The organism is Bordetella petrii (assembly GCF_017356245.1).
In the GTDB taxonomy this organism is placed as follows: Bacteria; Pseudomonadota; Gammaproteobacteria; order Burkholderiales; family Burkholderiaceae_B; genus Bordetella_A; species Bordetella_A petrii_D.
Genome location: NZ_JAFMZZ010000004.1, coordinates 960171 through 975028 on the forward strand (window position 1 = coordinate 960171; position 14858 = coordinate 975028).

At 62.5% G+C, this 14858-nt stretch carries 10 protein-coding genes; 9 read left to right on the plus strand and 1 reads right to left on the minus strand.

Annotated features, from left to right (window positions below):
• Positions 1 to 490: 490 nt before the first annotated feature.
• The 9 genes from J2P76_RS22660 to J2P76_RS22700 all read left to right on the plus strand — a co-directional run bounded on the left by J2P76_RS22660 (position 491) and on the right by J2P76_RS22700 (position 13862).
• Positions 491 to 1750, plus strand: a complete 1260-nt coding sequence (locus J2P76_RS22660) for a nucleotide sugar dehydrogenase (RefSeq protein ID WP_207410674.1) — start codon at positions 491 to 493, stop codon at positions 1748 to 1750.
• A 38-nt stretch (positions 1751 to 1788) separates the two neighbouring features.
• Positions 1789 to 4269 (plus strand): hypothetical protein, encoded by a 2481-nt coding sequence (locus J2P76_RS22665; RefSeq protein ID WP_207410257.1) that lies wholly within the window; start codon positions 1789 to 1791, stop codon positions 4267 to 4269.
• The gene (locus J2P76_RS22670) at positions 4266 to 6323 is read left to right on the plus strand and encodes a glycosyltransferase (RefSeq protein WP_207410258.1); all 2058 of its coding nucleotides are present in this window, start codon (positions 4266 to 4268) and stop codon (positions 6321 to 6323) included. The genes J2P76_RS22665 and J2P76_RS22670 overlap by 4 nt, the downstream gene beginning before the upstream one ends.
• Positions 6324 to 6365: 42 nt before the next feature.
• A complete protein-coding gene (locus J2P76_RS22675) occupies positions 6366 to 7523 on the plus strand; it encodes a polysaccharide biosynthesis/export family protein (RefSeq protein ID WP_207410259.1) in 1158 nt (385 codons plus the stop codon).
• Between the two features lie 7 nt (positions 7524 to 7530).
• On the plus strand, positions 7531 to 8871 hold the full coding sequence (locus tag J2P76_RS22680; RefSeq protein ID WP_207410260.1) for an ABC transporter permease: 1341 nt from the start codon (positions 7531 to 7533) through the stop codon (positions 8869 to 8871).
• 9 nt (positions 8872 to 8880) lie between these two features.
• Positions 8881 to 9594, plus strand: coding sequence for an ATPase (locus tag J2P76_RS22685; RefSeq protein ID WP_207410676.1), 714 nt, complete (start codon positions 8881 to 8883; stop codon positions 9592 to 9594).
• Positions 9595 to 9715: 121 nt separating this feature from the next.
• Complete coding sequence (locus tag J2P76_RS22690) at positions 9716 to 10744, plus strand: sugar ABC transporter (RefSeq protein ID WP_207410678.1); 1029 nt, start codon at positions 9716 to 9718, stop codon at positions 10742 to 10744.
• Positions 10737 to 12641, plus strand: coding sequence for a tetratricopeptide repeat protein (locus J2P76_RS22695; protein ID WP_207410261.1), 1905 nt, complete (start codon positions 10737 to 10739; stop codon positions 12639 to 12641). Before J2P76_RS22690 ends, J2P76_RS22695 begins: the two co-directional genes overlap by 8 nt.
• Before the next feature lie 12 nt (positions 12642 to 12653).
• Positions 12654 to 13862 (plus strand): pectate lyase family protein, encoded by a 1209-nt coding sequence (locus J2P76_RS22700; protein ID WP_207410262.1) that lies wholly within the window; start codon positions 12654 to 12656, stop codon positions 13860 to 13862.
• A gap of 46 nt (positions 13863 to 13908) precedes the next feature.
• Here J2P76_RS22700 and J2P76_RS22705 read toward each other — a convergent pair whose 3' ends face one another.
• Positions 13909 to 14856, minus strand: a complete 948-nt coding sequence (locus tag J2P76_RS22705; RefSeq protein ID WP_347565355.1) for an NAD(P)-dependent oxidoreductase — start codon at positions 14854 to 14856, stop codon at positions 13909 to 13911.
• Positions 14857 to 14858 lie beyond the last annotated feature (2 nt).

The window sequence follows — 14858 nt, forward strand, 5'->3', positions numbered from 1 at the left end:
CCGGCACCAGAGATTTAAACGAAGCGCCGCTGTTCTCGCTGCCCTCGAATTCTCTGACGGATCATGTATTTGGCCCACCGCGCGCGGTGGGCTTTTTTGCTTATGCTTTTTCAGTTTGATTAAAGAAAAATAAGAAATACGCCTTTTAATATTAATTACAAACTCATCGGCCGTTTATGTTGCGGTTTATGTAATGGATGTAATTCTTTTCGGACGATTTCCCGAGTTTGTTGCGGCCACTCTGACTTACTTCTACAGCAATAAAAATTTTTAGAAAAAAATTTGCTGCGCATCCCATCTACGATTCGCTGGTTCGCCGCCCACCGCAGTCAATCGGGTGTCGAGTTGTAATGATTTTCAGCAATATGTCTGCCCAAACGAGGCAAACGTACTTCGATTTTTCTATCGAATTACCTGTCTCCGGGCGTCGATTTCTAGTGTCCGCGACACGATGAAAACAGTGAGGTTCCCCGTGGTAAAGAGAATTGCAGTGTGTGGCCTTGGATATGTCGGCCTGCCCGTAGCCGTGGCATTTTCCAAGCGCTTTGATGTCATCGGCTTTGATGTAGACAAGCGGCGCATCGCACGGCTGAAAGAGGGGCACGACTGGACGGGCGAGATCGAACGCGACGTATTGCTTGCGTCCTCCATGAGGTTCACCGACCAGGTGACGGAACTGCAGGGCTGCGATTTTTTCGTCGTGGCCGTGCCGACTCCCGTTGACGAAAGAAATAATCCGGATTTTTCCCTGCTGGTCCGCGCTTGCCGCTCGATCGGTCCCGTGCTGCGTCCGGGCTGCATCGTTGTTTTCGAGTCCACCGTTCACCCGGGCGCGACCGAGGAAATCTGCGGCCCGGAACTGGAGAAAGCGTCGGGCCTGCGCTGCGGCGTTGATTTCAAGCTGGGCTACAGCCCCGAACGGATCAATCCGGGAGACCGGGAACATCCGCTCGAGAAGATCGTCAAGATCGTGTCCGGCCAGGATGAAGCGTCGCTCGAAATCATCGCGGGCGTCTACGAAAAAATCATCGACGCGGGTGTACACCGCGCTTCCTCCATCAAGGTGGCGGAGGCTGCGAAGGTGCTTGAGAATACGCAGCGCGATATCAATATCGCGCTGATGAACGAGATGTCGAAAATCTGCGACCTTGTCGGCATCCGCACCTCGGAGGTCTTGAGCGCCGCCGGAACCAAGTGGAACTTCCTCAAGTTCGCGCCCGGCCTGGTGGGCGGCCACTGCATCGGCGTCGATCCGTACTACTTGACGTCCAAGGCGCAGGAGCTCGGGTATCACCCCGAAGTCATCCTGTCGGGCCGCCGCATCAACGACGGCATGGCCAATCACGTCGCCGCGCGCATCGTCCAGGCCCTGGCCCGCAACGGCCGCCTCAATGCTTCGACACGGGTCGGCATCCTGGGTATGACGTTCAAAGAGAACGTGCCGGACATCCGCAATTCGAAAGTGGTCGATCTGTACAACGCGCTGGGCGATTACGGCATTACCCCGGTCGCGTGCGACCCGATGGTCGATGCGGACCAGATGGAGCATGAGTACGGCATCAAGCTGGTAAAGCGCGACGAATTCCGCGACATGGACGTGCTGATCCTTGCGGTTCCGCACCGCGAAACCATGGACTCCATCTGGGATGACCTGCCGCACCTGGTCAAGAGCGGCGGCATGGTGTGCGACCTGAAGTCCGCGCTGGACAGCAAGCGGCTTCAGCCCGACCTTTCGTACTGGACTCTTTAAGTTCAGGTTCGCTATCCACACTACAGGAGAGACCCTGAATGGCCGCTTTTACCATCGCTCCGATTGGAACCTGCCGTATCCACACGCCGCTGCGCGATGCCGTTGGGCGCTACCCGATCAAGCTACAACTCGGGCGCAACTATGGCTTCGTGCACACCAGCGCCGAGGCGCTTCAGCAGGCGCGATTCATGTTCGGCGAGGCCGAGATTCCCGCTGACGTCCAGCGCCTGATCTTTCGCCCGTCGAATGGCGAACAGGCCCGTCAAGGGACGCACAAGCCTGCCGACCTGTACATGGTCGAACTGTCTTCGCGCAAACTGCTGACCATCGACGGCTATCCCATACAGTCCAACTACCTGGTGCGGTATTTCAGCGAGTTCTTCGCCGATCGTGCGCGCACCCGGATGTTCTGGTCGCTGGCCAGCGCCGACCGGCTTGCCGAGCGGCGCGCATTGCTGGAACAAGACCCGGCCTTCAAGAGTCTGTCGCAGGAAGACGGATCCTTGCTGTCCCGTATCGTCAAGCGCGATCTGGCGGACGACCAGATCGAGAGCGAGATGCGCCAGCTCGTCGGCCTGCTCGGCAGGGAAAAGGTGGTCTTCGTCACTCACGTCAATGCCCTGACGCCGGACAATACGCCGATCGAACAGCGAGGGCAGCTGATTGCCGCGGTGACTGCCAGTGCGCAGCGAATCGGCGTGCCTTGCTACGATCCGACGCCGCTGATGAACAAGATCGGGCAAGCCGATGCGATGGAAAACGGCGGGCTTGACCTGACCCACTACACGCCGGTTTTCGCGGAGCGTCTGTGCGCGGAGTGGTTCAAGAACTTCATGCGTCCGAAAATGGACACGTCGACGTCGCAGCCGGCAGTGCCCAAGCTCGGAGCCGACGACAGCGCCGAGAGCATCGAAAAAACCTGGGACGCGGGTGACCTGCGCGCGGCGTCGCGGCGGGTGCGCGATGTGCTGCGCCGTTATCCCGGTTTGCCCGACCACGTGCTGCTGTTTGCGCGGATTCAAGAGGAACTGGGTGATTATGAAGGATCGCTCGCGCTGTTGAGCGGCGCGGATGGCGCGCTGGCCTCCGGCAGCAAAGCCGAGCAGATTCTGATGCGAAACCAGTTCAAACTGGGGCGCCATGATGTGGCGTACTCGCTCGCGGCCGGCCTGCTGGGCGACGAGATAGAAACCCCGGAAATCGTAAGGATCGCGGCGGTTTCCGCGGGCCAATTGGGGTACGTCGACGAGGCCCTGGTCAACTGGAAGCAACTGTTCCGCATTTCTGCTCCCGACGACGCGGGGGCGGTAGAAGCGGCCGACACGGTGCTTTCGATGCTGCAGGCAAGCGACGACATGCAGGCCGCCATCCGCTGGGTCCACGAGGTCCGGGCGGCCATCCCTTCGTATGGCCGGGGTTTCGCGGTACTGTGGCGAGACCGGCTGCTGGCCGCGGACCGTGCCGGGTTGCGCGCCCTGGCATCCGAGTCGCCCGCGCTTGACGATCCCGATGCACTGGAGCTCGTCAAGGAAGCGTCGTGGCGGGGTTGCATTGTGGCCGCGGCGACATTGGCGGCTTCTTGCGGCCTGGCCGACAGCGAACAAGAAGACATTCGTGCGTGGCTGCTCGCGCAGTCGTCAGCTTGGGCCGAAGAAGGCGCCCGCGCAATGGAGGAAGGGCGCCTGCGCGATGCCGCCGAACGAATCTGCGCGCATCGCCTGCTCAATCCCGACGCCCTGGCCGGAGTGCGCGCCCAGAGGGCGCTCGAACGCGCGATGCGCCTGGACGCGCGGGCCGCGCTGTTGGCGGGCAACCACAAAGAAGTGATCGACCTGACGGATATCGCAATCGATACCCGCGTCGATTTTCCCGAGCTTGACACCATGCGGGGCCGGGCGGCCGACGCGCTCGGCGACAAGAAAACGGCGATGCGGCATCTCGAGCGGGCCGCCGCCAGCGAATCCGCCCCTCTCAGCACGCAGTTGTACTTTGCGCGAGTGGCGTTCAATGGCGGCTGGTTTGGCGAAGCCATAGACGCCTACAAGATGGTTCTCGCCCATGCGTCGGCCGACCAGGGCGCAAAAGACGAAGCGCAGCGCCAGCTCGGCAGGCTAGGGCCGCGCGCCATACGCGGCGCCCGGGAGATACTGTCCGCCGGCGATCATCAGGCAGCCTGGAACCTGCTGGAGCGCGTCGCGAAGTCGTGGCCGCAGATGGCGGAGATCGATCACGAAAAGCGGCGCGTCCTCGCTGTCCTGTATGCCGAAGCGCGCGCGCTGGACCCTTCCAGCACCACCGAACGCCTGGCTCTCGGCGAAAGGATCCTGAAACTCGTTTCTGACGATCCCGTCGGCCTGCGCCTGGCCGCCGTCGGCGCCATGCGCCTGCATCGCTTCGAGCAGGCCTTGCCCTACTGGCGATTGCTCAAAGAGCGTTCCGACAATCCCGAGCAGTTCGACCACTATATCCAACGCTGCCTTGCGTGGATCGAGAAGGCCAACCGCAGGAAGGCGGCATGAGCCCGGCGCTGATGACCGGGCGGGATCACGTTGCGTCCGGTCTCCAACGGGTTCAGGCCCAGTTGGAGGAGATCGTCACGGCATCCGGACGGGTTCAGATCGCGCAGGAAAACCTGGTGCGTGCGCAAGCGCTGGCGCGCGACTACTTGGAAGACTCGAAGGTCCGCTTTCTTCTGCTTCGGCTGAAAGAAGCGGCGGGCTTGAACGAGGGCCTGTCCGAGCAGTGGTCGACGCTATTGCAGGAATGCCCGGACGACCTCCAGATTGTCCGCTATTGCGCGACCCGTCTCGTGAAGGAACGGCACCTGGATGAAGCCTTGTCCTTGGTCGAACGCCATCTTCCGGCGTCGACGAAGAGCACCGCCAAGCTGTTCGCCAGGGCCAAGTTGCTTGGCGACATCCGCGCGCATGAACAGTCGGACGAGCTGTTTCACCAGCTGATTTCGCAGCACTCGGATCGCAATATGCGTGTCGAGTTCGCCAAGCGCCTGCGCAAGCGCGGCCTGCTGGCGGACGCGTTCGAGACCATCATGCCCGTTGCGGACCAGCTCGCTCCTGGCAGCAAGGCGGCGGAACTTGCCAGCGAACTGGAGAGCGACTACGCCTTCTACCAGGGCTTCGAACCGGAAGAAGGGTTGGCTGGAAAGGACATCAGGATCGTATCGATGAAACATGCGATTCTGCACTTCCGCGACCGGCAGATTGGCGACCAGCCACCGGAAAGACCGGTCTCGGTCGCGCTGGTGACGGGCAGCCTGGGGCCCGGCGGCGCCGAACGACAGCTGACGCGGCTTGCCGGCGAGCTGACCCGCATGGCGGAATCGCCCGATCACCGGCCGGCCGATGTGCTCATGAGGCCCGAAAAAGTCGAAGTGCTGGTCAAGCAGCACACCGAGCCTACTGGAACCGGCAAAAAGCAGGGGCTGGATTTCTTCCTGCCGGTTCTGGCCGAAGCCCAGATTCCGGTCACGGAAATCAACAGGCTGCCCGCCGTTTCGGTATCGCATCAATCCGTTCCCGATGAAACCCTGGCGCGTTTGCTGGAGCAGCTGCCGCCCCCCGTTCACTATGGCGTGACGCGTCTTGCGCCGGTCTTGCGCGACAACCCGTTTGATGTGGTGAGCTTGTGGCAGGATGGCACGTGCCTGTTCGGGGCGCTGGCGGCGCTGCTCGCCGGTGCGCCGACCATTCATCTCGTGTTTCGCGGGCTGCCGCCGAATATCCGCAAGGATCGCTTTCGCGAAGAGTACCCCGAGCTGTACCAGGCCCTGGCGCAAGTGCCGGGGGTATATTTTGTCAGCAACAGCGTCAAGGCGGCGGAAGCCTATGCGGAATGGCTGGGCATCCCGATCGTGCGCTTTCATGTCTTGTACAACGGCGTGCCGGACCTCGCGACCGATGCTTCGGCGGGGGATAAAAAAAAATGGCTGGCGTTCCGCAAAAGCACGGCCGACGCCACAGAAACGGTAGGCGGCGTGTTCCGCCTTGAGCCGGACAAACGGCCGCAGCTCTGGATCAAGCTGGCGGCGCAGTATCTGAAACGGCGCCCGAAAGCGCGCTTCGTCATCGTGGGTGACGGGCGCCTGCACGAGAACATCGTGGCGCTGGCGCACGAGTTGCGTGTGACAGACCGGCTGCTGCTCGTGGGCCTGTCGAATCATGTGGGCTACTGGTACTCGCAAATGGACGCCAGCGTCCTGCTTTCGCGGTACGAGGGCCTGCCGAATGTGCTGATAGAAGCACAGCTGCTGGGTGTGCCGGTAGTTTCGACGCCGGCCGGCGGCGCGGGAGAGTGCTTCGTCGAGAATGTGACGGGCCACCTGCTTGCGGATGTCGAGCACCCGGACTTGAACGAGGCCTGCGAAAAAGTCGCATCGATTGTGGACCAGGTGCGCACGAACGAAGCACTGCGAGAGCACAGCCGCCACCGGGCGCAGAAGCTGTTTTCGCTGGACGCGATGTTGGCAAAATTCCTGAGCCTGTGCGTACCCATCATGCCCATGTCGGAGAACGATGAGCGGATGGATATGCCGATGCGCCGGATGCTTGCCTGATCACCCGCTTATCTTTTCCAGATACTGAGAATAAACAACGCTATGCATACGAACGTCCCGGCTTCGGGCCCGCGGCGCCACGCGGCCCTGGCCATGGTATTGCTTGCCGCAATTGCACTCACAGGATGCCAGCTGCCGCGTTCCGGCCCGATGCTGAGCGAGATGACCGGGGCCAACGACGACAAGGACATCTTGGTGATGCCTGTTTCGCGCGAACTCGTGCAGGCGAGCAAGATGCCCGAGGTTGCCGATTTTCCCGCGTACTATCGCGATTTGACGCAGGCCGGGTTCGACCGCCTGGTTCCAGGCGACGGCATAAACGTGAAAGTCTGGGAGCGCGACGGGCTGGGCGTGTTCGCGGTTGACCCCTCTGGCGTGAGCGACCTTGGAAATCAGCAGATTGACCGGGCCGGGAACATCTATTTTCCCATTCTCGGAAAGTTCCACGCCGCGGGCTTGACGCTGGCGCAGCTGCATGGCGCCATCTCCGCACGCTTGAGCAAACTCGTCCTCGGTTCCGACGTCAGCGTGACGCGCGTGGCCGATACGCGAGGGCAAATGGTGACTGTCCAGGGCAATCTGACCCGCCCCGGCATGTATCCCATTACGCAGACTTCCCAGCGCTTGAGCAGCGCACTGGCGCAGGCGGCGCCGGTGCAGACCAACCCCGAGCAGCTCGTCATCAGCCTGCGCCGCAACAACCATGTTGCTTCGGTCCGGCTGTCGGATATCTACCGCAACCAGAAGAACGACATTCTATTGCGGCCGGGAGACGTGATTACCGCCTATGACGCAAGAGAGTATCTGACCGTACTGGGCGCGGCCGGCGTTCAGGGGCGCGTGGCCATCAGCAAGCGCAACTACAGTGTGCTGGATGCCCTGGCCGACTCCAAGGGGCTGGACGACAAGACCGCCGACCCGCGTTCCGTGTTCCTGTTCACGCCCGCGAAGGCCGGTGTGGACGGAAAGCCGGACAGCGTGCCGGTTGTCTACCAGTTCGACCTCACTCGTCCGGAGCAGGTGGCGTTGGCGCGTGAATTCTCTGTACACGAGGGCCAGGCCATCTATATATCGGACGCGCCGTTCACCCAGGTGCAGAAAGTCCTGTCGGCCTTCCGGGTCACCATGAGTGCGGGCTTCAGCGCCACGCGGGCCATCGATAGTGATTCGGGCGCCAGTTCGACCAACGTAACCCAGTAGCGTGTCGATGAGCAACGAGGACCGGATCAAGAGTTGGCGTACGCGCCGCAGCGGCGGCAATTACGCGGTGGGATCCGGCGTCGCGGCCTGGCGTCTGGATCCGGCCGCGCTGTTTGAGGCAAAGGCCGCGCCGGAGGTCCTGCTCAAGCCCTTGCTTGCGCGCCTGCAAGGCGAGCCGCATGATTCCGTGGCTGCCCGCAGGGCGGTATACGAGGCTGTACAGGCAGAGCTGGATGCGGAGATAGCGCGCAGCGGGGTCGACGAGACGCTTGCCGATTTCTCCCGGCGACGCCTTCGTATCATCGTGCGCCTGCTTGAACAGGATATTCGGGCAGGTGTCGACGTGTTCGCGCCCGGATACATGCCGGCCAGGCTGGCGGCGGACGACGAGCGCCTGGCCGCAGCGCATGCCAGGCGCGTGCAGCGGCGCAAACAAGACGAGGCGCGCGACGCACGCCGCCATGCGTCGCGCAACGACATTGCGCTGGAAATCGAGTTGCCTCCTGACGAGGCTTACGATCTCGCGATATTTCGGGACCGTTTGCATGTGCTGCATGAACAGCATCATTCGCGCAGCGCCAGCGGGGGCTCGGCGACCGGGCGCACGCTGCTGGCGATGTTCGTCTATCAGCTGCGCGTGATACATGGCGAAAGCCGGATTGCCTTGCTATGGGCGCTGGTCGGCCCCGTGGTGCTGCTTACGCTGATTTCGTCGCTGTATATCCTGATGGGCACGCATTACATCCTTGGCATGGACGTGCGCTCATTTTCGCTGTCGGGAGCAACGGTATGGATCATGTTCCGGCAGATTATTTTCAGAAGCAGCTCCGCATATGTATCGGCCCGCGGCTTGCTGAACTTCCAGGGCGTCACCCCCCTGATGTGCGCACTGGTGCAGGCGCTTATCTACCTGCTGGTGTATCTCGTGGCTTTCGCCGTGCTGGTCTTCGCCGGCCATGCGCTGGATTTCATCACGCTGCCGCAAAGCTGGGCGGGAACCATTCTTTACGTCGTGTTGATGGGAGGCTGTGGCGCCGCGATGGGCGTGCTGTTCGGCGCGATTGCGACGTTCTGGCATTTCTATCTCAGGCTGGCGCCAGTGATCGAGCGATTTCTCCAGATATTCTCGGGTGTCTTCTTCGTGTCGGAACAACTGCCGGAACAATTGCGCATCTGGATGCTCTGGTCTCCGTTCGCGCACGGCATGCAGCTCTTGCGTTCTGCCTACTTCAGCGCCTACACGTCGCAGGATGCAAGCCTGGGGTATTTCCTGACGTCGCTGGTTTTCCTGATGGTGCTTGCATTGGCGGCCGAGCGCCTTGCCCGCCCCAATATTCAGCCGATGTGAGAGAAGATGATGATCCATCTTAATGGCGTAACTGACGAGCCCTATGCCTTCGGAAGCAGGCAGCCGCTGCTCGCCAATGCCAATCTGGACATTCCTGTCGGGCGCTACGCCCTGCTTTCTGCCGCGCCGGAACTGCATCGCCAGATTGTCGACGTGCTGTGCTGCCTGCGTCCGCCGCGCCAGGGCTTCGTCAAGCATGACGGCAAGGTTTCCTGGGCGATAGGGCGGCAGGGGTTCATCCGTGGCAAGGCAAGCGGCCTGAGCATGATCGAGTTCGTAAGCGATATGTACGAAGTCGACGCGGACGTCACGTACGAATTGGTCGCGGATCTTGTCAGCGACCCCAAGTGCCTGGCCAAGCCCATGGAACATTGGCCGATCTATGCGCGCCAGGAATTCTCTTTTGCCTTGGCGCTGGCGCCGGCTTTTGACGTGTACGTGATTGAAGGGGCCATTCCTTTCGAGCCCTGTCGCTTCACCCGGCTATGGCAGGCATTGTTCGAAGAGCGGCTGGTTGGCCGGACTCTTATTTTATCCAGTTATCGCCACAATCAGATGGCGGACTATTGCTTCAAAGGCTTGATTTATGAACGAAGCGTTCTCAACATCGAAGACGACCTCGACCAATGCATCCGCAGGTTCCCGCCGAGACGATCAAGGAGCGAAACCGGAGCAGGCGAAGACGTCTTCGGAGGCGGCTTCGAAGACGGCCTCGGCCTCTGAGGCCGGCTCCGAGATCGAACGCCGCCGCCGCGAACGGCAGGCATCGACGCGCGAGCGCCGTCGCCACCGCTGGGTCAATGCGCTGATCGTCCTCACGCCGGTTGCGCTCGCCTTCGTTTACGTGTTCTGGATCGCGACGCCTCGCTACGAAGCGGAGTCACGATTCTTCGTCCAGTCCGGAGCCGGCCAGCAGGGAGGAGGCGGGGCGGCGAGCCTTATCACGACAGGAAGCATGGGCGGCATGCTCGGCGGTTTCGTGGACGGATGGGCGGTCAATGACTTTCTGAAATCGCGGGACTGCATGCGGCAGCTCGATGAGAAAGTCGGCCTGCGCCAGTATCTGACCCGCGCCGGAATCGACCCGCTCAATCGCCTTTCCGCGGATTCCAGCGAAGACGAACTTTATCGCGCCTACCAGGCGTCGGTCGACGTCTCTTTCAATGCGCTGGAACAGATAGACGTGTTGCGTGTAAGCGCGTTTTCTTCGGAAGATGCCGAGATCCTGTCGAAGGCGCTTATCGTCCTGGCAGAGAACTTCGTCAGCTCCATGAACGAAAAAGGCGTTGCCGACAAACTGAAGGTAAGCGAAGAATCAGTCAGGCTCGCGGAGAAAAAAGCCCTTGCCGCCAGAGAGGACCTGACGTCGTGGCGAACCGCCCACGGCAATATCGATCCGACCGCCACGGTGGCGATGCTGCTGAATCTGTCCAGCCAGCTCGAAGCAGAGCTCAGTACCGCGCAGATCAATCTGGACAAGATCCGCGCGCTTGGCAATGAGGACCATTTCATGTTGAGGCCCGCCGAATTGCAGGTCGTGGCCCTGAAAAAACGGATTACGGCGTTGCGGCATCGCTTAAGCGGCGAAGGCAATACGGAAGCGCAGCAGCTCAAAGAGTACGAGGCGTTGAGGAATGCCCAGGCCTTCGCGGATTCGAACCTGACCCTGGCGCAGCAGTCGTATCAGCAGGCCTTGACGGACGCCCTGCGACTGCAGCGCTATTTGTCCATTATCGCGCAGCCGGTTCCTACCGACCGGCCCAGCAGCCCGCGCACGGTGATTCTGCTGTTGCAGGCCCTGGCGATAGGCTTCGCGCTGATGTTCGTCACGCGCGTGACGATTGCTTTGCTGAGGGGGCTGCGCCATGGTTGACGCCGCAGTTGAAAGTCATCGCCGCGAGGCCGACGCCGCTGCCGGCCTGCGCGATGTCATCAAGAAAATCCATTCGTCGGCGGATCCTGTGCCTGAAATGGCCGCGCTGGGGCCGGCGCTGGCGCAGGTGACGGACGGCTGGCGTGATGTTCGCCGGTTGCTGGTTTCTCCGTTCGTGCGAGAGGGCAGGCTCGTTCCCGCGATCGCGGCGCTCGAGACGCTAGTCGCCGCCTACCCCGCGCGCGCCGAAGAGCGCCGCCTGCTCGCGAGTTTGTTGGGCCGCACGGAGCAATGGGAACGCGCCATCGCCGAAGCAGACGCTGCCGCCGGCATCGAGCCCGATGCCGTCGCGCTGCATGCGGCGCGGATTCAATTGCGCATGCAGGCCGGACGGGTGGCCGATGCCGCCGAGATCGCCCGCGCCACCATCGGCATGGCGGCCAGCGAGCCTGGCGAAGCGCACTTCTGGATGCTGGCCTTCGCGCGCAACGGCGACGTGGCCGAAGCCGCAGACATTGCCGCGCGCCTGGACGCGGACAAGCTGCCGAACGAACGCGTGGCGACGGCGGCCGTGCGCGCTTTGATCGACGACGGCAGGACAGAGGCGGCAATCCGGCTTGGTGACGCGGCGTTGAGCGCGGGCTGCGATTGCCCGGCGCTGCGCTCATCCCTTGGGCTGTCGCACCTTCGGCGCGGTACCGAAGAAGATCGAAAAGTGCACGCTCTGGCGCATTTCGAGGCGGGCCTGCGCGCGGCGCCGGCGGACGTGAGGCTGCTGTCGCTCTATGGCGAAACGCTATTGCGCGCCGGGCGCTACAAGGAAGCCGTGCCGCCGCTGAAGCAGGCCATCGACCTGGCGCCGGACCTGGAACAGACGCGGGGCCTTTATGCACGCGCGCTGCGTTATACGCTGCAATACGACGAGGCCGCCGATCAATTGGTGAAACTGGCCGAGAAGTCGCCCGAGAAGCTGCTCTGGCAGCGTTCGGCCATCGGCGCGCTGTCCCAGGCGGGCCGCGCACAGGATGCCGAAGCGCTGTTCAAGCAGTATCTCGCGAAGCGCAGCACGCATCTGCCGAAGACTTTCCAAGAGGCCATGAGCCGGCTGGAAGAGCGGCTGGATACGGCCCCGATACCGCAGGCGCGCCTGGACTGGGCCTGGTCGCTGCGCGGCGAAGCCGATGCGGATCGCGCGCAATGGGAGCGCCGGGCGCGCTGGGGCCACCTGGTGGATCATCTTCTGCTCGATTGGCTCGAATGCCGCGAGGACAGCGTCGAAGAGGCCATGCACCTGCTTGGCGAGCTGGACACCGGCGAGCGCTTTTTCGCGCCTTTGCTGGCGGCCGGCCGCGGCGTCGTGGTCGCCACGGCGCACGTCGGCCCGATGTACGCGGGGCTCATGGCCCTGGAACTGCTGGGCATTCCGTCGCGCTGGCTGGCAACGGCGCCCAGCATCGCCCAGAGCAGCTACGCCGCGGCATTGATTTCCACATCGGACCAGACCGAGGCGCAGGTCGCCAAGGCTTGCATCCGTGCGCTGGGGGCCGGCTATGTGCTGTGTCTGGCCGTAGACGGCGCGGCGAATCCGGCCGCGCCGCGAACGACTTTTGAAGGGCAGGAGGTGACATATTCCAGTTTCGCCTCTCATCTGGCGCATCGCCTTGGCGTGCCTTCGGTGTTCTACGCGCCCCGCTGGGACAACGGCCGCGTGGCCTATACGCTGGAGATGCTGCCCGCGGCGGCCCCCGGCGAAGACGCCGATGCATATTCGCGGCGGTGGCAGGCGGCCTATTTTGAACGGCTGAAAGAGCATCTGGCCGGCCCTGCGGAAAATCTGCGTCTGAGCGGAGGAATCTGGCGCCATGTGCAGCCCGTGGACCGATCCACGCAGCGATAGAGGGCGGTTTCGATGATCTCGGTGTTGAATACGGCGCGTGGATTGTTTCTGCTGGCCGCGTTGCATGGCGGCGCGGCGGCCGCGGATGAACCGTGCAAAAGCCCGGATGAACACTGCCCGTTCGTTTCTTCGCTTCTTCAGCAACGCGAAGGCTATGGGGCCAAGGCCACGGGCGGGCTGGGCGGAAGGCTGGTGGTGGTCACGTCCGACCAGGACGCGGGACCGGGAACGCTGCGCGCCGCGCTGGCGCAGGCCAGGAAAGGGCCTGCGTGGATCCGCTTTGCGTCGGATATGACTATCGTCCTGAATTCGCAGCTGCGCGTGCCGTCGAATATCACCATAGACGGGCGCGGCAAGCGGGTTACCTTGATCGACGACGGGCTGGGCGTGTATGGCAGCAAGAACGTCATTCTTACGCACCTTACGATAGACGGGCGCTTGAACAGGCTTACGCAGGCGGTGAATGTCGCCAACGGCAGTCGAGACGTGTGGGTCGACCATCTCGATCTTTCACGGATGTCCGATCGGCTGCTCAATGTGAAGAACGGTTCGACCGACGTTACGATCTCATGGACGAAGTTCCATGACTCGAACAAGGTCATGCTGCTCAATAACATTACCTCGAAGAATCTTTTCAAGAACTACGGGCGAGATTCGATCGCGAGAGTGACCCTGCACCACAATTATTTCTTCAATACCGTGCAGCGCAATCCAAGAGGGCAGTTCGGCACGTTCCATGTGTTCAACAACCTTCTCGAGAACTGGGATTTCTACGGCATGAGCTTCAGCCTGGAGGCCAAGGCTCTTGTAGAGGGGAACATATTCAGCAACGTTACGCAGCGCAAATGCGTGGAGCCCGAGTTTTTCCCCACGGTAGAGGGCATCAACGTGAATTATTGCCGCTATATACCTGTCGCCTCTGGACGAAGCGCGCTGGAAAACGGCGCATCCGATCGGGGGGCCTACGAGAAGCGCAAGGCTCAGTACGGCTACACGCGTGATTACAAGGCCTTTCTGCGCGTGAAAGACAATTTATATCTCGGCGATGCGGAACCTGTATTGCAGGACTATCGTCCCGAGGCGGCGCCGGTACCCCCGTACTGCTACGGTTATGAGCGGCCGACACCGGAGCTGGCCGAGAGAATCCGCCAGTTTGCAGGGAATACGGCCGGCCGTACGCCACGGCCCGAGCCGCGGGCCGGGACGGGGTGCCCCGGGTGAGATCTTCCTGAAGCCCGGGTAGATACCGCCGCTGCGCCGCCGGGCCTCAGGCTCTGCCGGCCTGTCCACCCGCGCTGCGCAAGGTGTAGTCGGCCATGATCGACCAGTCGCGCTCCGCGCCGCCGGCCTCGACGGCCTGGCGCATTTGCTCATGCACGGCGGCCAGCATGGGCAGCGGCGCGGCAAGGGCCTGCGCGGCTTCGCGCGCCAGCCGCAGGTCTTTCAGGCCCAGCGCAGCCTTGAAGCCGGGTTGGTACTCGCCTTCGCTGATAAGGTTCGAATAGACCTGGTACGAACGGCTGCCGAACAGCGTGCCCAGGATCAGTTCGAAGAAATCAGCGCGCGGCACGCCGTTGGCGTCGGTCAGTGACGCCGCTTCGGCCATGGCTTCGATGGCCATGGCGATCATCATGTTGCAGGCCACTTTGGCCGCATGCGCGCCGGCGGGCTGTTCGCCCAGCAGCCAGGTGCGCTTGCCAATGGCTTCCAGCATCGGCCGCACCCGCTCCAGCGCGGCGGGCGCGCCGGCCGCGAGGATGTTCAGTTCTCCTTTGGCCGCCACATCCGGGCGCCCCAATACCGGCGCGGCCACGTAGGCGACGCCTGCCTGGCGATGATGCTCGGCCAGTTCCCGGGAGAACGCTACCGAGATGGTCGAGCTCACCACATGCACCACGCCGGGCCGGGCCTGCTTCAGCACGCCGGCATCGAGCAGGGCGCCGCGTATGGCGGCATCGTCGGACAGCATGGTCAGTACGGCGTCGGCGGCAAAGGCGTCGGCCGGGGCGGCCACCATCGTGACGCCATCCACTTGGCCGCCGGAGCGGTTCCAGCATATGACGCTGTGCCCGGCGGCCACCAAATTGGCCGCCATGGCGCGTCCCATGGCGCCCAGGCCAATCAGTCCAATTTCCATGTCGTTTTCCTTGCGAGCGGGTATCAGCCCTTGGCTGTATCTGACGCTGACTGTGCGCCTTTTATGGCGTTTCAGCAAAT

Bases quoted from the DNA above. Each gene is read 5' to 3' on its own strand.
- J2P76_RS22680 (WP_207410260.1), top strand. From the start codon at position 7,531: ATGAGCAACGAGGACCGGATCAAGAGTTGGCGTACGCGCCGCAGCGGC.
- J2P76_RS22685 (WP_207410676.1), top strand. From the start codon at position 8,881: ATGATCCATCTTAATGGCGTAACTGACGAGCCCTATGCCTTCGGAAGC.
- J2P76_RS22700 (WP_207410262.1), top strand. From the start codon at position 12,654: ATGATCTCGGTGTTGAATACGGCGCGTGGATTGTTTCTGCTGGCCGCG.
- J2P76_RS22675 (WP_207410259.1), top strand. From the start codon at position 6,366: ATGCATACGAACGTCCCGGCTTCGGGCCCGCGGCGCCACGCGGCCCTG.
- J2P76_RS22695 (WP_207410261.1), top strand. From the start codon at position 10,737: ATGGTTGACGCCGCAGTTGAAAGTCATCGCCGCGAGGCCGACGCCGCT.
- J2P76_RS22665 (WP_207410257.1), top strand. From the start codon at position 1,789: ATGGCCGCTTTTACCATCGCTCCGATTGGAACCTGCCGTATCCACACG.
- J2P76_RS22670 (WP_207410258.1), top strand. From the start codon at position 4,266: ATGAGCCCGGCGCTGATGACCGGGCGGGATCACGTTGCGTCCGGTCTC.